Raw genomic sequence first — 26823 nt, forward strand, 5'->3', positions numbered from 1 at the left:
CAATAATCTAATGCGAATTGTCGCCTGGTTCAAATTACGCCGATTAACCTTTCCAGCGATCGCGCGAAGTCACCCAGCGGTCGCTGGTCTTGCCGAACAAATCAACTTCGCCATCTCTCCTCGCCCCCAACCGCCGCGCGACGCCTTGCGACGGCGCGTTGGCGGGTTCGATGCAATGGATGATTTCGTCGATCTCGAAGGTCGCGAACACCCAGTTAATCGACGAACGCGCCGCTTCCACCGCGTAGCCCTTGCCGCGGTATGCGCGATCGATGCCCCAGCCGACCTCAAAGCCCGGCCACTGTGGCGGGCACCACGGCCCGACGCGGCCGACATAGCGGCGGCTGGATTTTTCCTCGACGGCGAACATGCCAAAACCATGCAGCGCCCAATGGCCTGAAATGATGGCCGCGTTACGCCATCCGCCGTTCTCGGTGGTGATCGCGATACCGTCAGGCGTGATGTAGCGCGCGGTATCGGGATCGGACAGCATCGCCGTATTCGCGGCAATGTCGCCGCTGCGCCATGGCCGCAGGATCAGGCGCGCGGTCTCGATGACGGGACCATCGACCTTCAGAAGCTTCGCGCCGGGCTTAAGCGGAGGGATCATCGGTTTCCTGCCTTTGCCTTATTATTCTCTATCCACGTGCTTACCGTCGTCATTGCCTGCGACAAACGCAAGCGTCTGTGCAAGGGAGCGCAAGCGACGAAGCAATGACACGGAGAGGCCGTCGCCCATAGGTCTATCCCGCAGTTGCTGTTATAGTCGCACAAAACATCAAGGAGTCCCCCATGAGCTGGCAACCCTCCAACGATCCCGTGCTCGGCGATCCCAAGACCTGCGATGCGCTCGACCTCATCATCGTGCCGCGCACCCGCGATCTCGGCGATGGCTTCGTGGTGCGGCGCGCGCTGCCGCATGGCAAGCGACAGATGGTCGGCCCCTTCATCTTCTTCGATCATTTCGGCCCCGTGCAATTCATCGCCGGCAAGGGCATCGACGTGCGCCCGCATCCGCATATCGGGCTTGCCACCGTCACCTATCTGTTCGACGGCTCGATCATGCACCGCGACAGCGAGGGCAACATCCAGGAGATCCAGCCCGGCGCCATGAACCTGATGACGGCCGGGCGCGGCATCGCACATTCCGAACGCACGCCCGACGTGCAGCGCCGCGACGGGCAGAAGATGCTGGGGTTGCAAAGCTGGATCGCGCTGCCGGCCGGATCGGAAGAGATCGCGCCGTCGTTCCAGCACTACGCGGCTGAACAGCTGCCGACCGTCAAGGACAATGGCTTTACCGCGCGCATCATCGCAGGCCACGGCTTTGGAGTGAAATCGCCGGTCAGCATGGTGTCGCCGTGGTTCTATAGCGAAGTGACGGCACAGGGCGGGACCAGCGTGCCGCTCGATCCTGACCATGAGGAGCGCGCGATCTATCTGGTCGATGGCGAGGTCGAGATTGCTGGCGAGCGCTATGAGGGGCCGCGCCTCCTGATCTTCCGGCCCGGCGACCGCATTACCGTGAAGGCCGTGAAGCCGACCCGGATGATGTTTCTGGGCGGCGATGCACTGGAGGGGCCGCGCCATATCTGGTGGAATTTCGTCTCCTCCAGCAAGGAGCGGATCGAGCAGGCCAAACAGGACTGGAAAACCGGCCGTTTTGCCGCCGTTCCCCAGGAACACGAGTTCATTCCACTGCCGGAGTAGGCTATTGCTCCGTTTTCTCATTTCCGCGCTGACGCCCGCGCCAGCACGCCTGCTCGAAAGCCCAACCGAATGAACGCGATGCTCGCCAGCGATTTGCCCCTGCCCCGGATCGGCCGCGGCAAGGTGCGCGATATCTATGCCGTCGGCGACGACCGCGTGCTGCTGCTCACCACCGATCGCATCAGCGCGTTCGATGTCGTGATGGCCGAGACCATTCCGATGAAGGGCGCGGTGCTGACGCAGATCAGCGCGTGGTGGTTCCGCCAGCTCGAAGGCGTGGTGCCGCATCACATGATCAGCGCCGATGCGGACGAGATCATCCGTGAAGTGCCCGCGCTGAAGGAGCACCGCGCCGATATTCTCGGGCGCGCGATGCTGTGCCGGCGTACCACCGTCTTCCCGGTGGAATGCGTGATCCGCGGCTATATCTCGGGCTCAGCCTGGAAAGAGTATGCGGCATCCGGCACGCTCGCAGGCGAGCAGCTCAAGCCTGGCCTGGCGGAAAGCGAAAAGCTCGACGCGCCGATCTTCAGCCCGGCCACCAAGGCCGAGACCGGCCACGACGAAAACATCACGATCGCGCGGATGCGCGAGATTTTGGGCAACGACGTCGCCGAAAAACTCGAGAGCATGGCGCGCACGGTCTATAATTTTGGCGAACGGATTGCCCGTCACCAGGGCATCATCATCGCCGACACCAAGTTCGAGTTCGGCCGCGCGGCGGACGGCCGCATCATCCTGATCGACGAGGTGATGACGCCGGACAGTTCGCGGTTCTGGGCCGCCGACGTCTACAAGCCGGGCCGGCCGCAGCCCTCCTTCGACAAGCAGCCGCTGCGCGACTATCTCGACGCCGAGCGCCGCGCCGGCCGCTGGAACGGCGACGCCCCGCCCCCGCCGCTGCCGGACAGCGTGGTGGACGCGACGAGCAAGCGTTATCTCGAAGCGTATCGGCGGGTGACGGGGACGGAACTCAAAATTCCCTAAACACCAATCGATCCGAGCGAATGAAATCATCATCCCGTGATTGAGGATGAATATGACCGGAGCAGACGATCAGCCCGTCGTAATGCGGCAGACAATTGGCCAAGTAGCTCTCGTGGTGCGCGATTACGACGAGGCAATTCATTTCTATGTCGATATACTCGGATTTGCCCTGATCGAAGACACGGCGATTCCAGCGCAAGGCAAACGCTGGGTCGTCGTGGCCCCGCGAGGTTCGACCGGGTCATGTCTGCTGTTTGCGCGGGCCGTAGATGACGTGCAGGCGTCTCGTATTGGAAATCAGACCGGAGGCCGCGTATTTCTGTTCCTCCAAACCGACGATTTCTGGCGTGACTTTCACGCCTACAAATCCAAGGGCGTCATCTTTGTCCGGGAGCCAAAGGTAGAAAGCTACGGCACGGTTGCCGTCTTTAGGGATCTCTATGGCAACCTCTGGGATCTACTTCAACCTAACGCGGGAGCGCAGACATGACCGAGACCGACAGCGTGCTGGTCGAACGCGATGGTCCCATCACCATCGTTTCCATCAACCGCCCGCATTGCCGCAATGCCGTTGATGGCGCGACCGCGCGGAAACTTTATGATGCGTTTCTCGCCTTCGACGCCGATGAAGCAGCGTCGGTCGCCGTGTTCACCGGCACCGGCGGTTATTTCTGCGCGGGCGCCGATCTCAAGGCGGTGGCGGCGGGCGACCCGAACAAAAAGCGTGAGCTCGGCGGACACGACACGATCGCACCGATGGGGCCGAGCCGGCTGCGGCTGTCAAAGCCCGTGATTGCTGCAGTGGAAGGTTTTGCGGTGGCCGGCGGGATGGAGCTCGCGCTGTGGGCGGATATGCGCGTGGTCGCAGACGACGCCACCTTCGGCATTTTCTGCCGCCGTTTTGGCGTGCCCTTGATCGATCTCGGCACCATCCGCCTGCCGCGGCTGATCGGCCATTCCCAGGCGATCGATCTGATCCTCACCGGCCGCCCGGTCGGCGCACAGGAGGCGCTGCGCATGGGGCTCGCCAATCGCGTCGTCGGCCGCGGCGAGGCGTGCGCGCATGCGATCGCGCTGGCGCGGGAGATCGCGCGCTTCCCGCAAAAGTGCCTGCGCGCCGACCGGCTGTCGGCGCTGCGGCAATGGGACCTCTCGGAGGAAGAGGCCATCGCCAACGAAATGCGCGGCGGGCTGGAAGTGATCGCCTCGGGCGAAACGCTGTCGGGAGCGACGCGCTTTGCTTCCGGCGTCGGCCGCCACGGCAAGTTCGGCAGCGACATGGGGACGGACTGACGGCGGGCGGCCCTGCTGCCTGTTGAGAGCCCCGTTGTCATAAAATTGTTGTTGTCGTCCCACGCCGGCCTCGTCTACGACTAACGTGCGGAATTTTGGGGCTATTTTTTTGCGTGATTAGTCGATCAGTCTATTTCGGCTCGCGGGCAAAGCGAGCCATCAATGATATTCTTGGTGGGAGCGCATCGAGCGTCCTCGGCATTACATTCGGCCTGTCCTATGCGTTGCTGGTCTTCGCGGGGCCGCTGTCGCCGTATTTGTCCTATGGCATCGCGGCAACCTTCATCAGCTCTGCCGTGATTGCGACCATCATCGCGCTTGGCAGCTCCCTGCCATTTGCGGTCGCCGGCCCCGACAGCGCCACCGCGGCGGTGACCGGGATCATGGCCGCATCGCTGGTCGAGCGCATCGTCGCGGCCGATCCGTCGGCGCAACTGCTTTCGCCCGTGCTGATCACGCTCGCCCTGTCGACCGTTGTGACCGGCATCGTGCTGTGCGGCCTCGGCCTGACGCGGATGGGCCGCGCCATCCGCTACGTACCCTATCCCGTGGTCGGCGGGTTCCTGGGCGCGACCGGGCTTCTGATCGTGCTGGGCGCCGTCCGCGTGATCACCGATCATCCCGTGCAATTGAGCACGCTGCCTCGTTTCACCAACGTCATCACGATCTCGGAATTGAGCTCGGCTTGTGTGATGGCGCTGGTGCTGTACCTGACCTCGTACCGTTCGCGCGGCCCGTTCGCCCTGCCGATCGTCCTGATTGGCGGCGTGATCGCGGCGCATCTGGCGTTCTGGATCATCGGCATCTCCTCCGAACAGGCCCGCGCCATCGGCTGGACTTTCCAGCCTCCGCCGCCGGCGGCGTTCATGCTGCCGTGGCGCGCCGACGAGCTCTCCCGTTATCCCTGGTCGGGGGTGCCGGACCTGCTCGGCAATTTGGTCGCCGTTATCTTTGTCACGGCGGCCAGCACCCTGTTCAACACCACCGGCATCGAAGTCGCAGTGCATCGCGAAGCCAATCTGGAACGCGAACTCAACATCACGGGCTTGGCCAACATCCTGACCGGCGCGCTCGCGGGCTACGCCGGCTGCATATCGGTCAGCCGTACCATCCTGAATTTCAGCAGCGGCGGCAGGGGCAGGCTTTCCGGCCTGACGGTTGCTGCCATCTCGCTGCTGATGCTGGCGGTGGCACCCGCCCTGCTCGGCTACATGCCGAAATTCGTGCTCGGCGGGCTTCTGCTCTATCTCGGCGCGGGCCAGTTGCACAAATGGATCATCGAATCGCGCAAGCGGCTCTCCAAGATCGAATATCTCTCGCTGCTCGCGATCATCGTCATCATCGTCACCTGGGGATTCGTCCCCGGCATTCTGATCGGCGTCATCATCGGCTGCGCGACCTTTGCGTTCAGCGCAGCGCGGATCGAGGCGATCAAGTTCGGCTTTGACGGTTCCGAATATCGCAGCTCGCTGGATCGCTCGCGCGACCACCAGGAGGTGCTGCTGGCCCATGGCGGCAAGATCCAGGGCCTGAACCTGCAGAGCTACCTGTTCTTCGGCTCCGCCAACCGGCTCTATCAGCACGTCAAGGCGCTGTTGCAGGAGCAGCCGGACTGCCGCTATTTGCTGTTCGACTTCAAACTCGTCACCGGCATCGATTCATCGGCAGCGTACAGTTTTGCCCAGATCAAGCGCAGCGCGCATGATCTGGGCGTCCATCTGGTGCTGGTGCATCTGCCCGCTGGCGCCGAGAAGGTGCTGCGCTCGAGCGACTTCATCACCGACGGCGTCACCACGATCGACGAACTCGATCATGCGCTGGAATGGTGCGAGAACGAGATCATCACCCAGCATCAGGGACTTGCGCAGGAGGCGGCCAATCTGCGCGACTGGTTCAGCGAGATCCTCGACAGCGAGGACGACGCCGACGAACTGATCCGCCGCTGCCAGCGCATCGAAGTCGACGCCGCCGAGATCATCGTGCGCGCCGGCGACGCCGCCGATTCCATGCATTTCATTCTCGACGGGCGCGTCGGCATCATGGTGCCGGCCGACGATGGCCGCACCACGCGGGTGCGCAGCCTCGGTCGCTATACTACGATCGGCGAGATGGGCCTCGTCTCGCACGCGCCGCGCAGCGCGACGATCCAGGCCGAGTTGGCAAGCGTGCTCTACGTTCTGAACACGCATCAATTCGAGGCGATCAAGACCGATGATCCTGAGCTGAGCCAAAAGCTCCTGACTTACTTTGTGTCCGTGATGGCTGAGCGGCTTTCCTTCGCGAACCGTACCATCGCGGTGCTGCGGCGATAGGGTGGCCTTTTCGGCCCGGTCGTCCCTGCGAAGGCAGGAACCCATAACCACTGATGCCTGCTGTTGCAGTCGCTGTGGCTCCAGCCTTCTTCAAAACTGAAGCCTGTGGCTACGGGTCCCCGCTTTCGCCGAGGCGACGATGGGTAGAGGCTACACCCCTGCCATCATCACATATTTGATCTCGACATATTCTTCCATGCCGTGATGCGAGCCTTCGCGGCCGAGACCCGACTCCTTCACGCCGCCGAAGGGAGCCACTTCGGTCGTGATCAGGCCCGTGTTGACGCCGACCATGCCTGATTCCAGCGCTTCGGCGACGCGCCAGACGCGGCCGAGATCGCGGGAATAGAAGTAGGAGGCGAGGCCGAACGGCGAGTTGTTGCACATCGCGATCACCTCGGCCTCGTCCTTGAAGCGGAACACAGGCGCCAGCGGACCGAACGTTTCCTCGTGCGCGACGAGGGCGTCCGGCTTCACATTCGAAAGCACCGTCGGCTCAAAAAAACTGCCGCCGAGCGCATGGCGCTTGCCGCCGGTGACGATCTTGGCGCCGCCCTTGACCGCGTCGGCGATGTGCTTCTCGACCTTGTCGACGGCTTCCATGTTGATCAGCGGGCCCTGCACCACGCCCGCTTCGGTGCCGTCGCCGATCTTCATCGCCGCGACTTTCTTGGAAAGCTTTTCGACGAACTGGTCGTAGATCTTGTCCTGGGCGTAGAGCCGGTTGGCGCAGACGCAGGTCTGGCCCATGTTGCGGTATTTCGAGACGATGGCGCCCTCGACCGCGGCGTCGATATCGGCGTCATCGAACACCACGAACGGCGCGTTGCCGCCGAGCTCGAGCCCGAGCTTCTTCACGCCGACGGCGGCCTGCTGATAGAGAATTTTTCCAACTTCGGTCGAACCGGTGAAGCCTATGAAGCGCACGGCTGGGTGCTCGCACAGCACCTTGCCGATCGCCGACGAATTGCCGGTGAGGATATTGAACACGCCCTTGGGCACGCCGGCCTTTTCGGCGAGCGCGACCAGCGCCAGCGCGGTCAGCGGCGTCTCATTGGCGGGCTTGAGCACGACGGTGCAGCCCGCGGCGAGCGCCGGCGACACTTTCCGGGTGATCATCGAGCACGGAAAATTCCACGGCGTAATCGCACCGCAGACGCCGATCGGCTGCTTGATCGCGAGCAGGCGCGCATCCGGCCGCTGGGTCGGGATGGTTTCGCCATAGACGCGGCGGGCTTCCTCGGCGAAAAATTCGACATAGGCGCCGCCGATATCGACCTCGCCGAGCGCTTCGGCCAGCGGCTTGCCCTGCTCGGAGGTGAGGATGAGGGCGAGGTCCTCGCGGTTGGCGATGATCAGTTCGAACCACTTGCGTAAGGTGTTGGAGCGCTGTTTGGCGGTGAGCTTGGCCCAGGCCGGGAATGCACGCTCGGCGGCCTCGACCGCCTGGGTTGCTTCCGCGGTGCTCATGGCCGGCACCTTCGCCAGTTCCACGCCGTTGACCGGGTTGGTGACGGAGCGCGACGGCGTGCCGACCCAGGCGCCGTCGATGTAGCAGCGGTCGCGCAGCAGCGAGGGATCTTTCAGGCGATCGTGCAACGAGGGGGTGGGGGTTTGGGAGCGAGCGGCGACGGGCGGGTTCATGGCGTACTCCTCGGATTTTCTTGAGAGATTGGTCCGAGTATAGGCCCGTATCGTCAGCAATGCACCGCCCGCTGAGGCAACCCTGCGTCAATCAATTTTGAGGTCAGGCCGCGCCGCTCATATAGGTTTCGCGGCGGCCGATCATGCGTTGCGCCGCGGCCTTGGCGTCCGCCTTCGAGGAGGTCGCGCACGTCCGGTATTCGAGGTCCGGCAGCTTGGCGCTGTCCCGGCGGCCGAACCAGGATTTCGACCCGACCGAAAGCTGCGCCAGTGCCTGGGCGACGTTATCGACCGCCTCGAAGGAGTGCAGCGCGCCGGTGCCGGCATAGCGGACTTCATAGATTCCGGGGGTGATCGGCGCCTCGATGTTCTCGCCCCGTCCGGGACGGGGATACCGCTTCCATTCACTCCAGGTCGAAATCATTGCGCACCTTCAAAACGTTCGGAAATGAGACAATTTTCGTCAATTGAGCCAGCCAACGCGCAACGTTTGTGCTGGAATCTGAACGCTTTACTGCAAAAAATCGGCGACGGGAATCATGGCGAAATCACGATATCGTGGATGGTTAAGCCGGTCACCGCGCCATTGCAATTCGTCCACCGCGGATTGCGGCAAGGTGTTGCAGTTTTGTGCCGGATGGACCCGCGCCCCTTGCCCACGCCACGCCAAGCCCCCTTTGCCGATCACGAGATCGCGCGGCCGCTTGCGGGATAAGGCGGCCGGGAGGAAGATCGTTCCACTTCCATAAAAATCAAAGCGGGAGGTGACCATGCAAAGCAAAGCCCAGATCGATCAGATTCTGCGTCAGAAATGCGAGGCCAAGGAGATTCCCGGCGTGGTCGCGATGGCGGCGACTGGCAGCGAGGTGATCTACCAGGGCGCGTTCGGCAAGCGCGACCTGTCCAAGGACGATCCAATGACCGCTGACAGCGTGTTCTGGATCGCCTCCATGACCAAGGCGATCACGAGCGCGGCCGGCATGCAGCTTGTCGAGCAAGGCAAGCTCTCGCTCGACGAGCCGATCGGCAAGATCCTCCCCGATCTGGCCAACCCGAAGGTGCTGGAAGGCTTTGACGCCAGCGGCGAGCCGAAGCTGCGCCCCGCCAGGAAGCCGATCACGCTGCGCCATCTCATGACCCACACCGCCGGCTTCGCCTACGAATTGTTCAACGGCGACATCGGGAAATACATGGAGAAGACCAGCACGCCCGGCGTCATCTCCTGCCTGAACGCCGCGCTGACAACCCCGCTCGCAACCGAACCCGGTACGCGCTGGGAATACGGCATCAATATCGATTTCGTCGGCAAGGCGATCGAAGCGGTGAGCGGCAAGCGGCTCGATGCGTATCTGCGCGACAACCTGTTGACGCCGCTCGGCATGAACGACACCGGCTTCAAGATCAACGACGCCATGCGCCAGCGGCTGGTCGGCATGCATGCGCGCGGCGAGGATGGATCGCTGGCGCCGATCCCATTCGAGTTGGAGCAGAATCCGGAATTCTGCATGGGCGGCGGCGGCCTCTACGGCACGGCGGCCGACTACATCAGGTTCACCCAGATGATCCTCAACAAGGGCCGCGCCAACGGCAACCAGTTGCTCAAGCCTGAGACGGTCGCGCTGATGAGCCAGAACAACATCGGCGAGCTCAACATGGGCAAGATGCCCACGGCGGCGCCGATGTACACCAACGATGTCGATCTCTATCCTGACATCATCAAGAAGTGGGGCCTCTCGTTCCTGATCAACACCGCCAAGACGCCGGAAGGCCGCAGCGCCGGCAGCCTCGCCTGGGCCGGCCTCGGCAACACCTATTTCTGGATTGACCCGGCGCGCAACGTCGCTGGCGTGATCCTGATGCAGCTGTTGCCGTTCGCCGACGCCAAGGCGCTGGAAACTTTTGCGGGGTTTGAGCGCGGCGTCTATGCCGGGCTCGATGCCGGCAGCGGCCAGCGCGCGGCGTAAGGAGCGCCTGTTAGAGACCGTCATTGCCTGCGACAAACGCGAAGCGCTTGCGCAAGGGAGCGCAAGCGACGAAGCAATCCATTCTTCCTTTTTGTGGCGCGATGGATTGCTTCGCTTCGCTCGCAATGACGACGCGGACATAGCGCCTCGATCCCACAGCACGCATGCCTGACGCATGGAGGAACACACTTGACCCACCCCCTCAACAGCTACGTCTCCGGCACCGCCGACGCGCCGCTGCTCGGCGAGACCATCGGACGCTGCCTCGATCAGGCCGCCGCGCGCTGGGGTGATCGCGAGGCGCTGGTTTCGCCAAGCCATGACGTGCGCTGGACCTGGAAAGAATTTGCCCAACGCGTCGATGCGCTGGCTGCGGGCTTTCTCGCGCTTGGCCTCGAGCGCGGCGCGCGGATCGGGGTGTGGTCGCTCAATCGTCCGGAATGGACGCTGACGCAATTCGCCGCTGCGAAAGCGGGGCTCATTCTCGTCACCATCAACCCCGCCTACCGCCTGAGCGAACTCGAATTCGCGCTGGCCAAAGTCGGCTGCGCCGCGATCGTCACCGCGACCGCCTTCAAGACCTCCAACTACATGGAGATGCTGAACACACTGCTGCCGGAGCTTGCGGCATCGCCGCCGGGCGAATTGCAGGCGCAGCGGTTGCCGCAGCTGCGCGCGGTAATCCAGATCGGCGGCCCCAAATGTCCGGGCACCCTCGCCTTCGAGGACGTGACCCAAATGGGCGGCGCGCGGCACCGCGAGCAGCTTGCCGACCTCGCCAGGACGCTGCAGTTCGACGATGCGGTCAATATTCAATTCACCAGCGGCACCACGGGCTCGCCGAAGGGCGTGACGCTGACGCATCACAACATCCTCAACAACGGCTATTTCGTCGGCCGCGCGATGCGGCTGACGGAACAGGACCGCATCTGCATTCCGGTGCCGCTCTATCACTGTTTTGGCATGGTGATGGGCAATCTCGCCTCCGTCACGCTCGGCGCGACCATGGTCTACCCCGGCGAAGGTTTTGATCCGCTGGCGACGCTGCAGACGATCGAAAAGGAAAAATGCACCGCGCTCTACGGCGTGCCGACCATGTTCATCGCCGAACTCGATCATCCCGAGTTTGCGCGCTTCAACCTGAAATCGCTGCGCACCGGCATCATGGCCGGCGCGCCCTGCCCGATCGAGGTGATGAAGCGCGTCAACAACGAGATGAACATGGGCGAAGTGACCATCGCCTATGGCATGACCGAAACCTCGCCGGTGAGTTTCCAGAGCTCGACCGACGATCCGCTGGAACGGCGGGTGTCGACCGTGGGCCGCATCCATCCGCATGTCGAGGTCAAGGTCGTCGACCTCGAGGGGCGCGTGGTGCGGCGCGGCGAACGCGGCGAACTCTGCACCCGCGGCTACAGTGTGATGCTGGGCTATTGGGACGAGGCGGAGAAGACCGCCGACGTGCTCGATGCGCAGGGGTGGATGCACACCGGCGACATCGCCATCATCGACGCCGAGGGCTATTGCAACATCGTCGGCCGCATCAAGGACATGGTGATCCGCGGCGGCGAAAACCTCTATCCCAGAGAGATCGAGGAGTTCCTCTATCGCCATCCCAAAATCCAGGACGTGCAGATCTTTGGCGTCGCCGACGACCGCTATGGCGAGGAACTCTGCGCCTGGATCCGCACCCGGCCCGGCGAGACGCTCACCGCCGACGAGGTCCGCGCCTTCTGCCACGGCCAGATCGCCCACAACAAGATCCCGCGCTATGTCGAATTCGTCGATGAGTTTCCGATGACGGTGACGGGCAAGATCCAGAAATTCCTGATGCGGGACGCGGTGGAAGCGAAGCTGGGGCTGAAGGCGGCGAAGACGGCGTGAAAAAGAAAAAGGAAGGTGGCGCTTCTTGGCCTGGAGATTTCAAACAGCCCGCGCCAGCGCCCCGCAGTAACCTCGCCCCGCTCTTCGCGGGGAGAGGTCGGCGCATAGCGCCGGGTGAGGGGCTCTCTCCGCGAGTCGAGTGCGTTGAGAGAGCCCCTCACCCCAACCCTCTCCCCGCAAGCGCGGGGCGAGGGAGAAAAAACACACCTTCGCGATCTCGCGACGCCTTCCGCCCGAGCTTTGCCCTTACTTTTCACGCCCTTGAAGAACAGAGGGCGCAGGGAAGACCGGGTGCGCGCTGCACCCGCGGTCCCGTGTGCAATTGCGCCAAAAAAACGCGCACACGAGCATACAGGTCCAGCGGAGAGCATCCGGCCTTCCCTGCGCAATGGTTTTACGGCGTACTTCGTGCTCTCCCCGGTGTGCGAATTCCTTTAGCCACCGTTGTCAGCGGATTGACGGATGGGGCCTGCCCGGTCGGGCCGGCCCATCCTCCGCAGACGTGACACCAGCCACGGGTGCCAGGACCACACGACTTGGCCGTACGCGGCACACCCTACGCCAGAGGCCTCGACAGGCTTGGTACCCACCCGCCAAAGTCTGACGCGAGGCGCTTTAGCATCGGTCGTCGGCGTGCCGTCCCTTCGCTCACGAACTCAAAGAGCCCGCCCTGCGACGACGTTTGCGCGCCCGACGCTGCCGCGTCCACCGCACCCCGCCCCGCGTTTAGTGACGATCGCGAAACGCCCCTCTGTGGGGGACGGGATGGCGGAAGTTTTACGGGTGATTTGGGTTCGGCGAGAAGCGGATTATTTTTGCGGGAGGGCGCTTTTTTGATTTGCGTCGTCGGGCAAATCAGTGCTGAGGGACATTTTAGTCCCGCTGCACCCTTGGACCAATGAATTGGATTATCTCGTCGGCAGAATAGGCGCCTAGCATCTGTTGGCCCGGTGCGAGCTTTAAGACTCGTATGTGGACATCTTGGCCCGGTTTGATGATGTTGTCGACGTATCCCGGCGACCTCGTCGTATAAGCCGTGTTGCCGCTGAATGTGGTGGTGCTTGTTCCGGGCACGACGACCGTGGCAGCAGTGGTCGCATCAGCGGCGCTGATTATCCGAAATGCGTTGCGCCCGCGGCCTTCGTGGTTTCGGCAGCCTTCAGGAGAGCGTAATCCTGAATCGTCGTGGAGCGAGTATTTCCATTTCCGCGCGCGACGATACGAAAGGTGTCTTTGGTAATCTGCTCTGCTGAGACACCGCCCGTAAAGCCCATCTCCTGATATTTCGTACCGCAGCCTATCAATAATAAGCTAAGCGTGACGACGAACGCGATGGTTCCGTGTGTACGCATTGATTTGCCCCCAGCCGCTTTGATTTATTCGCAACCAGGGGGCGCGATCAAGCACTTACCCTAACCCAATAGTCGGATTAACGGACCTGCATCTCGGACGATTCGTATCATCGACGTTGGGACAACGAGAAACAGTCCTCAGTTCCTGCATGTCGAACGCCTAACGTAGGCTATCGACAACCTTTCCGCATGATCGGAGCGTAGATGCAGGATCGATCTTCGGCATCGCATGACGGTAGAGAGGTCGCGCCCTTTCCCCCCTACACCGGCAACCCGTTCTGCCCCGCCAGCTCCTTCAGCGACACCTGCGGCCGCGCCCCGATGTGCTGGATCACCTCGGCCGCGGCGAGCGCCCCGAGCCGGCCGGCCGCCTCATAGCCGGCGTTGCGGACGAGGCCGAACAGGAAGCCCGCCGCGAACAGGTCGCCGGCGCCGGTGGTGTCCACGAGCTTTTCGATCGGGAACGCCGGCACGGCTGTCACGCCATCCTTCGCAGCCACCACACAGCCCTTTTCGCTGCGGGTGACAATTCCGAGCTTGGCATCAGTGCGCAGCTGCTTCAGCGCGCCCTCGAAATCCGAGGTCTGGTACAGCGAGTGCAGTTCGGCCTCGTTGGCGAACACGAGATCGACCGTGCCCTTGCGCATCAGGTCGAGAAACTCGTCACGATAGCGATCGACGCAGAAGGAATCCGACAGCGTCAGCGCCACCTGGCGGCCGGCGGCGTGCGCGATGGTAGCCGCCTTGACGAACGCTTCCTTGGCGTTCTTCGGGTCCCAGAGATAGCCTTCGAGATAGAGGATGCGGGAGGCTGCGATCTGCGCTTCATCGATGTCCGCGGGCGACAGGTCCTGCGCGGCGCCGAGATAGGTGTTCATGGTGCGCTCGCCGTCCGGCGTCACCAGGATGTAGGAGCAGCCGGTGGCGGGTCCATCAGCCGCCGCCCTGGTCTCGAAGGCGACGCCGGCTGAGCGGATATCGTGGGTGTAGAGGGTGCCGATCTGGTCGGCCTTGACCTTGCCGATGAAGGCGGCCCGCGCGCCGAAACCGGCGACACCGACGATGGTGTTGGCGCCGGAGCCGCCGCTCATTTCGGTCGCCGGGCCCATATCCCGGTAGATCGCGGTGGCGCGGGCCTCGTCGATCAGCGCCATGCCGCCCTTGGTCATGCCGTGGCGCGCCAGAAACCCCTCATCGGTCTGCACCAGCACGTCGAAAATCGCATTGCCGATCCCGAGAACGTCGTATTTTGCGTCAGTCATCCATCCGTCCTGTTTACGGCTGTTTGCGCGAAGAAGCCGAGCGCGGCCAAGAAGGCTGCGGCCTACCAGATCGGCCCCGCGCCAGCAAGGCTGCCTGGTCCTCATCCCCGCGCAACGGCTTCGCCGTTGTCGCTGGAGGAGCGGCGCTTACGCCGCGTCTCGAAGGATGCAGGCCCGTCTGTGGCAACATCCTTCGAGACGCCGCGGAGCCTGTCATCGGGCCGCGCTACGCGCGGACCCGGTGGCGGCTCCTCCAGCGACAACGGCGAAGCCGTTGCGCGGGGATGAGGTCTGGCAGCAGGCCGGGCTGCTGCTATACAGCAACTCTCATGATCCGCTCGTTTCTCACGGTATCCTCGGGAACGCTGGCCTCGCGGCTGCTTGGGTTCGTGCGCGATTCGGCGCTTGCCGCGCTGCTCGGCGCGGGCGCGGTGGCGGATGCGTTCCTGGCGGCGTTTCAGCTGGTCAATGTCGTGAGAAGGCTGTTGACCGAGGGCGGGTTGAACGCGGCGCTGGTGCCGGCATGGCTGCGGGTGCGTGAAACCGGTGGGGCTGTAGTCGCGGCGGCGTTCGCGGGGCGCGTGCTCGGCACGGTGACATCAGCGCTGATCGCAGCCACGGCGGTGCTCGCGCTGGCGATGCCGCTTGTCATTGCAGCGCTGGCGCCGGGATTTTCCGGCCGCGAGACGCTGCAGCTTGCGGTCGACAATGCGCGGCTGATGCTGCCGTATCTCGCCTTTGCCGGGCCCGTGACGGTGATGATGGCGCTGTTGAACGCGCAAGGGCGCTTTGCGCTGACGGCGTTCTCGCCGCTATTGTTCAACATCGCGCTAATCGCTGTCATGGCCGTGCTGCTCGCCATACGGCCGGATGCGGTACAAGCCGCGCAAATCGTCGCCGCGACCACAGGCGTTGCCGGCTTGTTGCAGCTTTCCATTCTGGTGTTGCGCCGTGGCAAGAGCATCGCAGCGCCGTTGCGGATTTCATTCGATCCGGAAATCCGCGGCTTTCTCGCCAAGGCCGCGCCCGGCATGATGGCGTCGAGCGCGCCGCAGCTCCTGATGGTGGCCGGCGCGATCATCGCCTCGTCGTCGCCGTCGGCGGTATCGTGGCTGTATTTCGCGGGCCGCCTGGTCGAACTGCCGCTCGGCATTGTCGGCGTCGCCATGGGCACGGTGCTGATCCCGGAATTATCGCGCGCGGTACGCGGTGAGGATCGCGCAGCCGTCAGCTACGCGGAATCGCGCGGCCTCGAACTCGCGGTCGGGCTGGCGCTGCCGGCAACCCTCGGGCTGATCGTGTTAGCTGCGCCGATCGTGCGGCTGTTGTTCGAGCACGGCGCCTTCACCACCGATGACACCAAAGCGACGGCGCGGGCGCTGATGTGGCTGACGCTGGCGCTACCGGCGCATGTGCTGGTGAAAGCTTTGTCGCCGGCGTTCTTCGCGCGCGAGGATACGATGACGCCGCTGGTCGCGGCATTGAAGGGCGTGGTGCTGGCGATCGCGGCAGCCTTCCTGCTCAGCCACTGGCACGGCGCCGACGGCATTGCGGCGGCGATTGCGCTTGGCGCGTGGAGCATGGCGTTCAGCCTGATCCGCCGCGGCGCGGAGACATTTGGATTCTCGATCGATGCAGACGCAAAACGGCGGCTGCCGCGCATCGCGCTATCCGCGCTCGCCATGGGCGCGCTGCTGTGGCTGGCGACGCGGTCGCTGCCCGCCCTCGCCTCCAGTGCGCACGGCCTCGTGCAGGCCGTGCTCCTGCTGGCCGCGATAGCGGCGGGAATTGTGGTTTACGGCCTGTTCTTAAGGCTTTTCGGCGTCACCGGCTGGCGCGAGGCGGTTAACGCCCTAAGGCGTCGTGGCCACTCCAACCCCTCATCCTGAGGAGCGGCCGTTCGGCCGCGTCTCGAAGGATGAAGGCCTCAGTGCGGCCTCATGGTTCGAGACGCGCTTCGCGCTCCTCACCACGAGGGGCTACATTGAGGCGAACCGCGCCACTCTAGCGGCTTGCGCTGATAGCCCCTGCGTGGCAAACGACAGCGCGAAACAGGCATCCGAAATTGGATCCTTGAGGAAGCTGACTATGGCTTTTGTTGAAAAGGTTTTTTCCGGCGTCCAGCCGACGGGCAATCTGCATCTTGGCAATTACCTCGGCGCGATCGTCAACTTCGTCAAGATGCAGGAAACCCATGACTGCATCTATTGCGTCGTCGACATGCACGCGATCACGCAAGGCGTCGACGTCTGGGGCGGCCCGGCGGAGCTCGCGCGCAACACCCGCGAGGTGACGGCGGCCTTCATCGCCGCCGGCATCGACCCGAACAAGCACATCGTGTTCAACCAGAGCCAGGTCTCGGGCCACGCCGAGCTGGCCTGGATATTCAACTGCGTCGCGCGCGTCGGCTGGCTCAGCCGCATGACCCAGTTCAAGGAGAAGGCCGGCAAGGACCGCGAGAACGCGTCGGTGGGTCTCTATGACTATCCGGTGCTGATGGCGGCCGACATTTTGCTGTACCGCGCCACCCATGTGCCGGTCGGCGAGGACCAGAAGCAGCATCTGGAGCTGTCGCGGGACATCGCGCAAAAATTCAACAACGACTTTGCCGATTCGATCCGCGGCCACGGCGCCAATGACGGCCTGTTCTTTCCGCTGCCGGAGCCCTTTATCGTCGGCCCCGCAACGCGGGTGATGAGCTTGCGCGACGGCACCAAGAAGATGTCGAAGTCGGACGCCTCGGACAATTCGCGCATCAACCTGACCGACGATGCGGACCTGATCGCGCAAAAGATCCGGAAAGCCAAGACCGATCCGGAACCGCTGCCGTCGGAGGAAAAGGGGCTGGAGAACCGGCCCGAGGCCGACAACCTCGTCGGCATCTATGCCGCACTTTCCGAGCGCAGCAAGGCCGACGTTTTGAAGGAATTCGGTGGCGGGCAGTTCTCCAGCTTCAAGAACGCGCTGGTGGAACTTTGCGTCGCCAAACTCGCGCCGATCGCCTCCGAGATGAAACGGCTGGTCGCCGACCCCGGCCATGTCGACAAAATATTGATCGACGGCGCCGAACGGGCGCGCGTCATTGCCGACGAAACCATGCGAGCAACCAGGGATATCGTCGGTTTCATCCGAAAGAGCTAGCTTCGTCATCTTCTGATAGCCGCGACGCCGCTTGTCGAAGGCGGCTGCGCCGTGGCAGCATGCGGCGGTTTGGCGCAGCACCGGGACATGCATGACCACCCAGCGACGAAGCTACGAGACGGGTCACAAGCCAAAATGCCTTGTCATCGTTGACGACACCGCGGAATGGGACCGCGCGGTCTATTACGCCAGCCGCTGGGCGATCCGCGTCGGCGGCGGGGTGGTGATGCTGCGCATCATCGAAATCGAGGACCAGAACCAGCAATGGCTGGGAGTCGCCGACATCATGCGCGCCGAGGCCGAGGACGCTGCGAACGAGGCGCTCGATCGCGCTGCTGGCCGCGCCAACGGGATTGCCGCGATCACGCCGGAACGGGTGATTCGCGAGGGCGAGCCGACCGCCCAGATCCTCGACGTGATCGACAAGGACGTCGATATTTCGATGCTGGTGCTGGCGGCCAATCCGGGCCCCGAGGGCCCCGGCCCGTTGATCAGCATGATGGCGCAGGTCGCCGGCTCGTTCCCGATTCCGGTCGTCATCGTTCCCGGCGATCTCAGCGATCCCGACATCGACGCACTGTCCTAAGGCTTGATTTGCTTGGAGAATTGCTGATTGCGCCCCTTGACCGTGCGCGCGCCGTCGCCATCTGCTACAGGAGACCCACGCGCCGGCCTTGAACCGGCGACGCCGGAGAAAAACCATGTTCATTCAGACTGAAGCCACGCCCAATCCCGCCACCCTGAAATTCATTCCGGGCCGCACCGTGCTCGACACCGGCACGATGGAATTTTCGAGCCGCGAAGCCGCCGCCCGCTCGCCGCTTGCCGAAAGGCTGTTCGGCGTATCAGGCGTATCCGGCGTGTTCTACGGCTACGATTTCGTCACCGTGACCAAGGCGGACGGCGACTGGCAGCACCTCAAGCCCGCGATCCTCGGCGCCATCATGGAGCACTACATGTCCGGCGCGCCGCTTCTGGCGGACGGGACGGCCGGCAACGACGAGGCGATGGACGAGGAGGGCGAGTTCTTCAACGAGGCCGACGCCGATACGGTCGCGACGATCAAGGATTTGATCGAGACGCGGGTGCGGCCGGCAGTGGCCAATGACGGCGGCGACATCACCTTCCGCGGCTTCAAGGACGGCGTCGTCTACCTCAACATGAAGGGCGCCTGCGCCGGCTGCCCGTCCTCGACGGCGACGCTGCAGCACGGCATCCAGAATCTGCTGAAGCATTTCGTGTCCGACGTGGTCGAAGTCCGGCCGATGTGATCAGCTGATGATCCTCATGGTGAGGAGCCGCGTAGCGGCGTCTCGAACCATGTGGCCCGGCCGGTGCCATTCATCCTTCGAGACGGCGCTTACGCGCCTCCTCAGGATGAGGTCTAACTCCTGTGAGGTGGGCGCGTCTCGCCCACCCTGTGCTAGCCCGGCAACGCCGCAAGACATGACGTAATGATTGCGCGTCTGCTATACCTGCCCTCATGTTGATCCTCGCCATCGATACCGCGCTTGATGCCTGCGCCGCGGCCGTGCTCGACACCAGCGCCGGCGGCGTGATCGCGTTGGAATCGCAGGCGATGAAGCGCGGTCATGCCGAAGCCCTGATGCCGCTGATCGCGCGCGTGATGAAGGCGTCAGGCGTCGCCTTTGCCGCGCTCGACCGCATCGCCGCGACGACCGGTCCCGGCAGCTTTACCGGATTGCGTGTCGGCCTTTCCGCCGCCCGCGGCATTGCGCTCGCCGCCGGCAAGCCGGTCGTCGGCGTGACGACGTTGACCGCTTTTGCCGCCCCCGTCGTCAGCGAGAATGACGAACCTCATCCTGTCATCGCCGCGATCGATGCGCGGCACGATCACGTCTATTTCCAGGCGCTGGCCGGCGACGGCAGTTCATTGATCAAGCCGAAGGTCGCGCCGATCGCGGAAGCGCTCGACGCGGCGCGCTTCGGTGCGCCATACCTGGTCGGCAACGCGGCGAAGATTCTGGCCGACCGCTGGCCCGCCGATGCGCCGCCGCCGTTCAAGGTCGATCAGCAGGCCGCGCCCGATATCGCCTGGGTGGCGTGGCTGGGTGCCGCCGTCAATCCCGAAAGCTCACCGGCACGGCCCTACTATCTGCGCGCGCCCGATGCCAAGCCGCCGAAGGATCCGCTGTCCGCCGCAGCACAGCCGCCGGCATCGCGATGACATGGCTCTCCGACTGGTGGAGCGGCGGCACGGCCGTGATCGAACCGGCCAGCCCGCGCGACGCGGCGCGCCTGGCGCAACTGCATGGCGCATCGTTTCACCGCGGCTGGGGCGAAGGCGAATTCGAGGTCATGCTGACCGAGCGCAATACGCTCGTTCACCGGCTCAGACTTGGGCGCAAGATCATCGGCTTTGCCGTGTCGCGCATGGCGGCTGACGAAGCGGAGTTATTGTCGATCGCCATCGATGCGGCCCAACGCGGCCGTGGCCTGTCGCGCAACCTGTTGCTGACACATCTCGGTCATCTCGCGGGCCGCGGCGTACGCAAGGTGTTCCTCGAGGTCGAAGAAAATAATCAGCCGGCGCGGCGCCTGTATGAATGGGCCGGATTTGAGGTCGTTGGCCGCCGGGAGCGCTATTATCAGCAACCCGGCGGCGAGCAATTGAATGCACTTCTGATGCGGCGTGACTTGTCGTAATATGCGGACGGTGGCAAAAGACCCCCGACCTGCGTCCGAAGGCCCTGAGATCATGCCCGCACTGAAATCCCCGCCTGCGCATAAAAATACCGGTATCGAGGCCCGCTGCGCCGCCACCGGCATGCGCATGACCGAACAGCGCCGGGTGATCGCGCGCGTGCTGGCCGATTCGGTCGACCATCCCGACGTCGAGGAACTCTACCGGCGCTGTGTCGCGGTCGACGACAAGATCTCGATCTCGACGGTATATCGCACCGTCAAGCTGTTCGAGGATGCCGGGATCATCGAGCGGCACGATTTCCGCGAAGGCCGGGCGCGCTACGAGCAGATGCCCGACAGCCACCACGACCACCTGATCAATCTGCGCGACGGCAAGGTGATCGAGTTCACCTCCGAGGAGATCGAGAAATTGCAGGCCGAGATCGCCCGCAAGCTCGGCTACAAGCTGGTCGATCACCGGCTCGAACTGTATTGCGTCCCGCTCGACGAAGAGAAATCCTGACCGCGTGCAAGGCTTGACGTGCAAGGCTTGAACTCGAACGTCGATCTCGTCATTTTCGATTGCGACGGCGTGCTGGTCGACAGCGAAGTCATTTCATGCCGCGCCCATGCCGAGACGCTGACGCGTCACGGCTATCCGATCACGGCGGAACAGGTGCTCGAACGGTTTCTCGGCCGCTCGATGCGTCAGGCGACGATCGAGGTTGAAGCCGAACTCGGCCGCAGCCTGCCGGATGACTTCGCCGCCCAAACCTATGCCGAGATTTTCCGGTTGTTTGCGACTTCGCTGGAAGCCACGCCTCACATTGGCGAAGCCCTGGCGCAGATTGCGCAGCCCGTCTGCGTCGCATCGAGCGGGCCGCCGGAGAAAATCAGCGCCAGTCTCAATCGCACCGGTCTGTACGACCGGTTCGCGCCGCATGTTTTTTCCGCCGTGCAGGTGCGCCATGGCAAGCCGGCGCCGGACCTGTTTCTGTTCGCCGCCGAACGGATGCAGACCGCGCCCGAACGCTGCCTCGTGATCGAGGACAGCACTGCCGGCATCGCGGGCGCCATCGCAGCAGGGATGCCCGTGCTCGGTTTCCACGGCGGCAGCCATTGCCGGGAAGGATATGGCAAGAAGCTGCATGACGCCGGCGCCGCCATGATCTTTGACGATATGCGGCAACTGCCCGATCTGATTGCGCGCTTCGGTCGAATGGCCGACTAGATTCGCACCGCATGGTTGAAGTCCGGCGTCGCCGCCGACATCCGATCAAGCAACCTTGCCGCGAGTTAACTGGGCGCGAGACCCGCAGGTGATAATTTCCGATGAACCTGCGTGAGGGGAGCGCGCGCGTCGTGAAATTACCTGACAGCCAAATGTCAAAGGCAGCCTTGCTGTTCACAGCGGCCTTGCCGCTTACGCTCGTTGCGGCGGTGGCTGTGTTTGCGCGAACCTGGCAGCTTTCGCAGAACGATTTTGGAAGGCAATACTACGCCGCAGGCGTGCGCAGCATGCTGGGGAGCTGGCACAATTTCCTCTTCAACTCGTTCGATCCCGCAGGCTTTGTTTCCATCGACAAGCCGCCCGTGGCGATCTGGCTGCAGGCCGCCAGCGCCAAGCTGTTCGGTTTTTCCGCGCTTTCGATCCTGCTCGCCCAGGTGATGGCGGGATTGGCCGCGGTCCTCATCATCTACGTTCTGGTGCGGAAATATTGGGGCGGGACGGCCGGGACTACCGCCGCGCTGTCGCTCGCGCTCAGCCCGATCAATGTCGCGGTCGACCGTTCCAACAATACCGAGAGCTGTCTCATCCTGGCGCTGCTGGCCGGCGTATGGCTCGGGATGCGCGCAGCCGAAACCGGCCGGCTCACGACATTCTGCGCAGCGATGGCCGCGATCGGCGTAGGCTTCAACGTCAAGATGGGAACCGCGCTGGTGCTGGCTCCGGTACTGGCCTTGACGTTCAGCCTTGCCCGGCCGGGTGCTCCCATCACTTGGCATGTCCAGCGACAAGCCATCGCAGGCATCGTCCTCGTTGCCGTCTCGCTGTCATGGGCGATCTTCTTCGATCTCACGCCGGCGCAGAATCGGCCCTATGCGGGCAGCACCAAACACAATTCCATGCTGGAGCTTGCATTGGTGCATAATGGCGCGGCCCGCTTCGTTGCGATGTCCGCGCCCGCAGCCAATCCGGCCATCTCCTCGCCCGCCGCCTCCGGCGAGACGGCGCCGGCAACCACGGCAGTCCGGCAGCCCGTGATGACCGACGATTCGCCGACCGGCCCGCTCCGCCTGTTTCGGCCGAGGGCCGCGGCACAGTTCGCCTGGCTGCTGCCGCTCGCGCTCGCGGGCCTTGTTCTCGCCTGGTCGGATGCATGCGGCCCGGGCGCGCCGGTGTCACGCCGCATCGGCGCCGGTGTGTGGACCGGCTGGCTCGTGATGTACTGGATCGTGCTCAGCTTTGCCGGCGGGTTGATCCACACCTACTACGTCGCCGTGCTTGGACCGCCGCTCGCGGTGTTTTCCGGCATCGCCGTCGCCGGGCTGTGGTCGAGATGGAAAGCCGGCAAGCCCGGGCGGACATATCTGCCGCTGATCATCGTGGCCACGGCCGCCTGGCAAATCTATCTCTGCATGGCGCAATCCGAGACGGTCGGATCCGATTGGCTCAGCCTGACATGGCTGACGTCGATCGGCATCGCCGCGATTGGCGCGGCCGTCCTTTATGCATGGCCGCAGCAGGGCGGCAGATTGGCAAGATTGTTCGCGGTCGCTTCCATCGGCGCGCTGCTCGCTGCGCCGATCCTGACCACGGCGAGCGTCGTTCTGAGGCGCCCGAATATCGCGGCGCCGGTCGCCAACATGACCGCTTTGCTCACGCCGTCGGATACCGAGCGTGTGGTCTTGAGGACGTCACGGCTGGAAGCCGCCCGCCAGAAACTCACCAGCTACCTGGTGGCCCATCGCGAGGCCGCAAAGTTTCTCGTCGCGGTCCCCAACGCCAACGTCGCCGCGCCGCTCATTATTCAGACCGGCCTGCCCGTCATGGCGATCGGCGGCTATCTCGGCGACGACCCGATCCTGACCCCTTCGGACGTCGAGCGGCTGGCCTCGGACAGACAACTCCGTTTCGTAATGCTCGGCGGATTTACCCTGGCGCCGGCCAAGCAGGCGGCTGCACTTGATCCGATCGCACGATGGGTGCGCGCCAACGGCCGCCCCGTCGATCCAAAGTTGTGGCGCCTGTCCGCATCGGCCGGCGCCCCCTACCGCATCAACCTCGGCAATGAATGGGTAGAGGTTCCGCCGCCCGAATTGTTCGATCTCTGGGACAATGCAAGCCGCGACCTGCCGGGAGAGGCCGCTCGCCAGCAACTCAGATAGATCTTGAGCGCTTCACGCCGCGAATCGCGGCAACCGCTGCAGCCTCCATTATGCAATATGGCGACAGCGCCTGCGCGGGAATCGCTTATTGCCTAACTGGCGTCGTATTTTTCTATCGGAAGATCTTTCATATCCGGATGGTTCCTGAGCACGTCCATAACGTCGATGTGGGGACGGTCCTTAAGCGCCTGTGTCACGCAATTGTTGACGTATTTCCGGCGCGCGAGCCATTTCACCTTCTGGTCCTTCGCCTGCGCCTTGCATGTAACAATGGCCGTCTTTAGCGCAGCCTTGTCAGCCTTGGACGCAGGCGCAGCCTTGGCGGTCGTGGGCATCAATGCGGCACCACCAGCAAGTGCCGCGGCGGTAATGCACGCCAATAGAGCCGTGACGAAACGAGACATGATGCAATTCCCCCGGGTTGCTAATTTGCGCGACTATTCTTGTTCTAAACGATACGGATAACAGGCCATCGCACCAGCAAACGCAAGGTTTCCGGCAGGATAACCTTCGGGACTGCTTTCACCTTTCGCCCTGGAAAGTAGTCTTTGGTGCGCGGATCAACCTAAGCGTGACCATGTGCATCGACAAATCCTCGGATTCCGGTTCGATGCCCCAACCGCTTCGCCGCGCGACGAGGGCTATGGCGCTGGATTTCCAGCTCCTTAGCCTATATTTGACCCCTGACGCCGGATTGGCGCCGATTCAAGCCCAGCACCCAAGGTTCCATGAAGCCGCCGCGCAAGCTGCATATCAAATCCTATGGCTGCCAGATGAACGTCTACGATGCGCAACGCATGGTGGACACGCTGGCCCCGGAGGGCTTTGTCGAAACAGCCAGCGCCGAAGATGCGGATCTGGTGATCCTCAACACCTGCCACATCCGCGAGAAGGCCTCCGAGAAGGTCTACTCCGAGCTCGGCCGGCTGCGGGTCGCCAAGGATGAGGCGGCGCGTCAGGGGCGCGATATGCGCATCGCGGTCGCGGGCTGCGTCGCGCAGGCCGAGGGCGAGGAGATCATCCGTCGCGCGCCTGTTGTCGACGTCGTGGTCGGGCCGCAGAGCTATCATCATCTGCCGCAGCTATTGGCGCGCGCAAAGAGCGAGGGCCGTGCGCTCGAGACCGAATTCCCGGTCGAGGACAAGTTCGGTTTTCTCCCCGCCCCCAAACCGGATGCGATCCGCGCGCGCGGAATTTCGGCTTTCGTCACCGTGCAGGAAGGCTGCGACAAGTTCTGCACCTTCTGCGTCGTGCCCTATACGCGCGGCGCGGAAGTCTCGCGCCCGGTGGCGAAGATCGTCGACGACGTGAAGCGGCTCGCCGATAACGGCGTGCGCGAGATCACCCTGATCGGCCAGAACGTCAACGCCTATCACGGCGAAGGCCCCGACGGACGGAGCTGGCTGCTCGGCAGGCTGTTGCATCGGCTTGCCGAAATCGAAGGTATCGCGCGGCTGCGCTACTCCACCAGCCATCCCCGCGACGTCGACGATTCGCTTCTGGCGGCGCACCGCGATCTCGCCGCGCTGATGCCGTTCGTGCATCTTCCGGTGCAATCCGGCTCCGACCGGATCCTGGCGGCCATGAACCGCAAGCATACCGCCGATGATTATCGCCGTGTCATCGACCGTTTTCGCGGCGCCCGCCAAGATATTGCTTTTTCATCGGATTTTATCGTCGGCTTCCCCGGCGAAACCGCGGGAGAATTTGCCGCGACCCTCGCGCTTGTCATGCAAATCGGATACGCTGCGGCTTATTCGTTCAAATATTCGCCTCGGCCCGGCACGCCGGCGGCGGACATGCAGGAGACCGTGTCAGCGGCTGAAATGGACGAGCGATTGGTGCGGCTTCAGGAATTGATCGACAGCCAGCAATCGGCCTTCAACAAGGCCACGATTGGCAACACCGTCGATGTGCTGTTCGAACGCACGGCCCGCAATCCTGGCCAGATCGTCGGCCGCACCGCGTACCTGCAGCCCGCGCATGTCTTTGCCTCTCCTGACATCATTGGACAGGTGCTGCCGGTCCGTATCGAAAGCCTTGAGCGTTACAGCCTGCTCGGCGAACTCGCCGGCGCTGCCACGCTGCCAGTCTCTTCAACATTTTCAACCATGACCCATTCTTCTCAAGAAACCAGTTCTTCTCAAGAAACTCAGGGAGCCTGAACCCTTGCCAAAAAGCGCATCGGATTCGCCTTCGCTCGCTCCCAGCCGCAAATTTGACCGCGACATGCAAATTCCGCCCGAAACCCAGGTCGTCATCGACTTCGACGACAACCGCGCCGCTTCCGCGCTCGTCGGCCCCTACGGGCAAAACCTGGCGCTGGTCGAACGGCGGCTCGGCGTCGTCGTCGATTCCCGCGGCAACCACATCACCATCGCCGGCTCCCGAGACGGCTGCGACGCCGCGCGGCGCGTGCTGGAGACGCTCTATGCACAGGCCGTGCAGGGGCATGACCTCTCGCAGGGCGAGGTCGAAGGCGCGATCCGCGCGGTGCTCGCGCAGGGCTCGCTGTTCGAATTCGATCCCAAGACCGCCAAGACCTCGTTCGAGACCATCAACCTGCGCAAGCGTCCGGTGCGGGCACGCACGGCGGCGCAGGATTCCTACATCCGCGCGTTAAAGCGCCACGAGCTGGTGTTTGGCGTCGGCCCTGCCGGCACCGGCAAGACTTGGCTTGCAGTGGCGCATGCCGCGCAATTGTTCGAACGCAAGGAAGTCGATCGCATCATCCTGTCGCGGCCCGCGGTCGAGGCCGGCGAGCGGCTCGGCTTCCTGCCCGGCGACTTGCGGGAAAAAGTCGATCCTTACTTAAGGCCGATCTACGACGCTTTGTACGATTTGATGGATTCGCGCATTGTCGAGCGCGCGCTGCAGGCCGGCGAGATCGAAATCGCGCCGCTGGCGTTCATGCGCGGCCGGACGCTGACCAACGCCGCCATCATCCTGGACGAAGCGCAGAACACCACTTCGATGCAGATGAAGATGTTCTTGACCCGGCTCGGCGAGAACAGCCGCATGATCATAACCGGCGATCCATCGCAGGTCGACCTGCCGAACGGACAGGCCTCCGGGCTTGCCGAAGCGGTCAAGCTGCTCGACGGCGTCGAGGGCATTTCGCAGGTGAAATTCACTGCGGAAGACGTCATCCGCCATGAACTGGTGGCGCGGATCGTCGCCGCCTATGAGGGATTGCCGCAAAAACCGGCAACCAGCAAATCTTGACCCAGAAATCGTC

At 63.5% G+C, this 26823-nt stretch carries 25 protein-coding genes; 18 read left to right on the forward strand and 7 right to left on the reverse strand.

What is annotated here, in order from left to right; all coding sequences use genetic code 11:
• Positions 1–43 precede the first annotated feature (43 nt).
• Complete coding sequence (locus tag JQ624_RS01620; protein WP_212417078.1) at positions 44–610, reverse strand: GNAT family N-acetyltransferase; 567 nt, start codon at positions 608–610, stop codon at positions 44–46.
• Between the two features lie 182 nt (positions 611–792).
• On the opposite strand from JQ624_RS01620, the gene JQ624_RS01625 reads away from it, so the two are divergent.
• From JQ624_RS01625 to JQ624_RS01645, 5 genes are all read left to right on the forward strand, one after another.
• Positions 793–1710, forward strand: a complete 918-nt coding sequence (locus tag JQ624_RS01625; RefSeq protein WP_212417079.1) for a pirin family protein — start codon at positions 793–795, stop codon at positions 1708–1710.
• Between the two features lie 69 nt (positions 1711–1779).
• Positions 1780–2697: a phosphoribosylaminoimidazolesuccinocarboxamide synthase gene (locus JQ624_RS01630; RefSeq protein ID WP_212417080.1), complete on the forward strand. Its 918-nt coding sequence runs from the start codon at positions 1780–1782 to the stop codon at positions 2695–2697.
• A gap of 82 nt (positions 2698–2779) precedes the next feature.
• Positions 2780–3187, forward strand: a complete 408-nt coding sequence (locus JQ624_RS01635; protein ID WP_212417442.1) for a VOC family protein — start codon at positions 2780–2782, stop codon at positions 3185–3187.
• Complete coding sequence (locus tag JQ624_RS01640) at positions 3184–3990, forward strand: crotonase/enoyl-CoA hydratase family protein (RefSeq protein WP_212417081.1); 807 nt, start codon at positions 3184–3186, stop codon at positions 3988–3990. Before JQ624_RS01635 ends, JQ624_RS01640 begins: the two co-directional genes overlap by 4 nt.
• A 113-nt stretch (positions 3991–4103) precedes the next feature.
• Positions 4104–6302, forward strand: coding sequence for a SulP family inorganic anion transporter (locus JQ624_RS01645; protein WP_312014366.1), 2199 nt, complete (start codon positions 4104–4106; stop codon positions 6300–6302).
• A 150-nt stretch (positions 6303–6452) separates the two neighbouring features.
• Here the strand turns inward: JQ624_RS01645 and JQ624_RS01650 are convergent, their stop codons facing one another.
• The 3 genes from JQ624_RS01650 to JQ624_RS01660 form a co-directional block, all read right to left on the reverse strand.
• Entirely contained in the window at positions 6453–7946 is a 1494-nt protein-coding gene (locus JQ624_RS01650; protein ID WP_212417083.1) for an NAD-dependent succinate-semialdehyde dehydrogenase, read from the reverse strand.
• Between the two features lie 103 nt (positions 7947–8049).
• Positions 8050–8370 carry a hypothetical protein gene (locus JQ624_RS01655; protein WP_212417084.1) on the reverse strand — a complete coding sequence of 107 codons (321 nt, stop codon included), beginning with the start codon at positions 8368–8370 and terminating at the stop codon, positions 8050–8052.
• Positions 8371–8457: 87 nt separating this feature from the next.
• The gene (locus tag JQ624_RS01660) at positions 8458–8718 is read right to left on the reverse strand and encodes a hypothetical protein (protein WP_212417085.1); all 261 of its coding nucleotides are present in this window, start codon (positions 8716–8718) and stop codon (positions 8458–8460) included.
• Between JQ624_RS01660 and JQ624_RS01665 the strand changes: the two genes are divergently transcribed.
• Both JQ624_RS01665 and JQ624_RS01670 read left to right on the forward strand, forming a co-directional pair.
• Positions 8717–9910, forward strand: coding sequence for a serine hydrolase (locus tag JQ624_RS01665; protein WP_212417086.1), 1194 nt, complete (start codon positions 8717–8719; stop codon positions 9908–9910). The genes JQ624_RS01660 and JQ624_RS01665 overlap by 2 nt on opposite strands.
• 189 nt (positions 9911–10099) lie before the next feature.
• Entirely contained in the window at positions 10100–11794 is a 1695-nt protein-coding gene (locus JQ624_RS01670) for an AMP-binding protein (RefSeq protein WP_212417087.1), read from the forward strand.
• Positions 11795–12906: 1112 nt separating this feature from the next.
• Here the strand turns inward: JQ624_RS01670 and JQ624_RS01675 are convergent.
• On the reverse strand, positions 12907–13146 hold the full coding sequence (locus JQ624_RS01675) for a CC0125/CC1285 family lipoprotein (protein WP_212417088.1): 240 nt from the start codon (positions 13144–13146) through the stop codon (positions 12907–12909).
• A 260-nt stretch (positions 13147–13406) separates the two neighbouring features.
• Positions 13407–14408, reverse strand: coding sequence for an adenosine kinase (locus JQ624_RS01680; protein ID WP_212417089.1), 1002 nt, complete (start codon positions 14406–14408; stop codon positions 13407–13409).
• Positions 14409–14737: 329 nt separating this feature from the next.
• Here JQ624_RS01680 and murJ point away from each other — a divergent pair, with 329 nt between their 5' ends.
• The 9 genes from murJ to JQ624_RS01725 all read left to right on the forward strand — a co-directional run bounded on the left by murJ (position 14738) and on the right by JQ624_RS01725 (position 23585).
• On the forward strand, positions 14738–16297 hold the full coding sequence (gene murJ, locus JQ624_RS01685; RefSeq protein WP_212417090.1) for a murein biosynthesis integral membrane protein MurJ: 1560 nt from the start codon (positions 14738–14740) through the stop codon (positions 16295–16297).
• Positions 16298–16496: 199 nt separating this feature from the next.
• Positions 16497–17549 carry a tryptophan--tRNA ligase gene (trpS, locus tag JQ624_RS01690; protein ID WP_212417091.1) on the forward strand — a complete coding sequence of 351 codons (1053 nt, stop codon included), beginning with the start codon at positions 16497–16499 and terminating at the stop codon, positions 17547–17549.
• Positions 17550–17640: 91 nt separating this feature from the next.
• The gene (locus JQ624_RS01695) at positions 17641–18135 is read left to right on the forward strand and encodes a universal stress protein (RefSeq protein WP_212417092.1); all 495 of its coding nucleotides are present in this window, start codon (positions 17641–17643) and stop codon (positions 18133–18135) included.
• 115 nt (positions 18136–18250) lie between these two features.
• Positions 18251–18820, forward strand: a complete 570-nt coding sequence (locus tag JQ624_RS01700; protein WP_212417093.1) for a NifU family protein — start codon at positions 18251–18253, stop codon at positions 18818–18820.
• A gap of 212 nt (positions 18821–19032) precedes the next feature.
• On the forward strand, positions 19033–19737 hold the full coding sequence (tsaB, locus tag JQ624_RS01705) for a tRNA (adenosine(37)-N6)-threonylcarbamoyltransferase complex dimerization subunit type 1 TsaB (protein WP_212417094.1): 705 nt from the start codon (positions 19033–19035) through the stop codon (positions 19735–19737).
• Positions 19734–20216, forward strand: a complete 483-nt coding sequence (rimI, locus tag JQ624_RS01710; RefSeq protein ID WP_212417095.1) for a ribosomal protein S18-alanine N-acetyltransferase — start codon at positions 19734–19736, stop codon at positions 20214–20216. Before tsaB ends, rimI begins: the two co-directional genes overlap by 4 nt.
• Before the next feature lie 52 nt (positions 20217–20268).
• Entirely contained in the window at positions 20269–20718 is a 450-nt protein-coding gene (locus JQ624_RS01715) for a Fur family transcriptional regulator (protein ID WP_212417096.1), read from the forward strand.
• An 18-nt stretch (positions 20719–20736) separates the two neighbouring features.
• Positions 20737–21426, forward strand: a complete 690-nt coding sequence (locus JQ624_RS01720; protein ID WP_312014367.1) for an HAD family hydrolase — start codon at positions 20737–20739, stop codon at positions 21424–21426.
• 152 nt (positions 21427–21578) lie between these two features.
• Complete coding sequence (locus JQ624_RS01725; protein ID WP_212417097.1) at positions 21579–23585, forward strand: glycosyltransferase family 39 protein; 2007 nt, start codon at positions 21579–21581, stop codon at positions 23583–23585.
• A gap of 92 nt (positions 23586–23677) precedes the next feature.
• Here the strand turns inward: JQ624_RS01725 and JQ624_RS01730 are convergent, their stop codons facing one another.
• Positions 23678–23989 (reverse strand): hypothetical protein, encoded by a 312-nt coding sequence (locus tag JQ624_RS01730; protein ID WP_249129248.1) that lies wholly within the window; start codon positions 23987–23989, stop codon positions 23678–23680.
• Between the two features lie 324 nt (positions 23990–24313).
• On the opposite strand from JQ624_RS01730, the gene miaB reads away from it, so the two are divergent.
• Both miaB and JQ624_RS01740 read left to right on the forward strand, forming a co-directional pair.
• A complete protein-coding gene (gene miaB, locus JQ624_RS01735) occupies positions 24314–25750 on the forward strand; it encodes a tRNA (N6-isopentenyl adenosine(37)-C2)-methylthiotransferase MiaB (protein WP_212417098.1) in 1437 nt (478 codons plus the stop codon).
• Between the two features lie 4 nt (positions 25751–25754).
• A complete protein-coding gene (locus tag JQ624_RS01740) occupies positions 25755–26810 on the forward strand; it encodes a PhoH family protein (protein WP_212417099.1) in 1056 nt (351 codons plus the stop codon).
• Positions 26811–26823 lie beyond the last annotated feature (13 nt).

This window comes from Bradyrhizobium sp. AUGA SZCCT0283, from assembly GCF_018130385.1.
Classification (GTDB): domain Bacteria; phylum Pseudomonadota; class Alphaproteobacteria; order Rhizobiales; family Xanthobacteraceae; genus Bradyrhizobium.

Bases quoted from the DNA above. Each gene is read 5' to 3' on its own strand.
- tsaB (WP_212417094.1), top strand. From the start codon at position 19,033: ATGTTGATCCTCGCCATCGATACCGCGCTTGATGCCTGCGCCGCGGCC.
- JQ624_RS01725 (WP_212417097.1), top strand. From the start codon at position 21,579: ATGTCAAAGGCAGCCTTGCTGTTCACAGCGGCCTTGCCGCTTACGCTC.
- JQ624_RS01650 (WP_212417083.1), bottom strand. From the start codon at position 7,946: ATGAACCCGCCCGTCGCCGCTCGCTCCCAAACCCCCACCCCCTCGTTG.
- JQ624_RS01640 (WP_212417081.1), top strand. From the start codon at position 3,184: ATGACCGAGACCGACAGCGTGCTGGTCGAACGCGATGGTCCCATCACC.
- rimI (WP_212417095.1), top strand. From the start codon at position 19,734: ATGACATGGCTCTCCGACTGGTGGAGCGGCGGCACGGCCGTGATCGAA.
- JQ624_RS01730 (WP_249129248.1), bottom strand. From the start codon at position 23,989: ATGTCTCGTTTCGTCACGGCTCTATTGGCGTGCATTACCGCCGCGGCA.
- miaB (WP_212417098.1), top strand. From the start codon at position 24,314: ATGAAGCCGCCGCGCAAGCTGCATATCAAATCCTATGGCTGCCAGATG.
- JQ624_RS01630 (WP_212417080.1), top strand. From the start codon at position 1,780: ATGAACGCGATGCTCGCCAGCGATTTGCCCCTGCCCCGGATCGGCCGC.
- JQ624_RS01665 (WP_212417086.1), top strand. From the start codon at position 8,717: ATGCAAAGCAAAGCCCAGATCGATCAGATTCTGCGTCAGAAATGCGAG.
- trpS (WP_212417091.1), top strand. From the start codon at position 16,497: ATGGCTTTTGTTGAAAAGGTTTTTTCCGGCGTCCAGCCGACGGGCAAT.
- JQ624_RS01635 (WP_212417442.1), top strand. From the start codon at position 2,780: ATGCGGCAGACAATTGGCCAAGTAGCTCTCGTGGTGCGCGATTACGAC.
- JQ624_RS01695 (WP_212417092.1), top strand. From the start codon at position 17,641: ATGACCACCCAGCGACGAAGCTACGAGACGGGTCACAAGCCAAAATGC.
- JQ624_RS01680 (WP_212417089.1), bottom strand. From the start codon at position 14,408: ATGACTGACGCAAAATACGACGTTCTCGGGATCGGCAATGCGATTTTC.
- JQ624_RS01625 (WP_212417079.1), top strand. From the start codon at position 793: ATGAGCTGGCAACCCTCCAACGATCCCGTGCTCGGCGATCCCAAGACC.
- murJ (WP_212417090.1), top strand. From the start codon at position 14,738: ATGATCCGCTCGTTTCTCACGGTATCCTCGGGAACGCTGGCCTCGCGG.
- JQ624_RS01715 (WP_212417096.1), top strand. From the start codon at position 20,269: ATGCCCGCACTGAAATCCCCGCCTGCGCATAAAAATACCGGTATCGAG.
- JQ624_RS01620 (WP_212417078.1), bottom strand. From the start codon at position 610: ATGATCCCTCCGCTTAAGCCCGGCGCGAAGCTTCTGAAGGTCGATGGT.
- JQ624_RS01660 (WP_212417085.1), bottom strand. From the start codon at position 8,718: ATGGTCACCTCCCGCTTTGATTTTTATGGAAGTGGAACGATCTTCCTC.
- JQ624_RS01700 (WP_212417093.1), top strand. From the start codon at position 18,251: ATGTTCATTCAGACTGAAGCCACGCCCAATCCCGCCACCCTGAAATTC.
- JQ624_RS01675 (WP_212417088.1), bottom strand. From the start codon at position 13,146: ATGCGTACACACGGAACCATCGCGTTCGTCGTCACGCTTAGCTTATTA.
- JQ624_RS01655 (WP_212417084.1), bottom strand. From the start codon at position 8,370: ATGATTTCGACCTGGAGTGAATGGAAGCGGTATCCCCGTCCCGGACGG.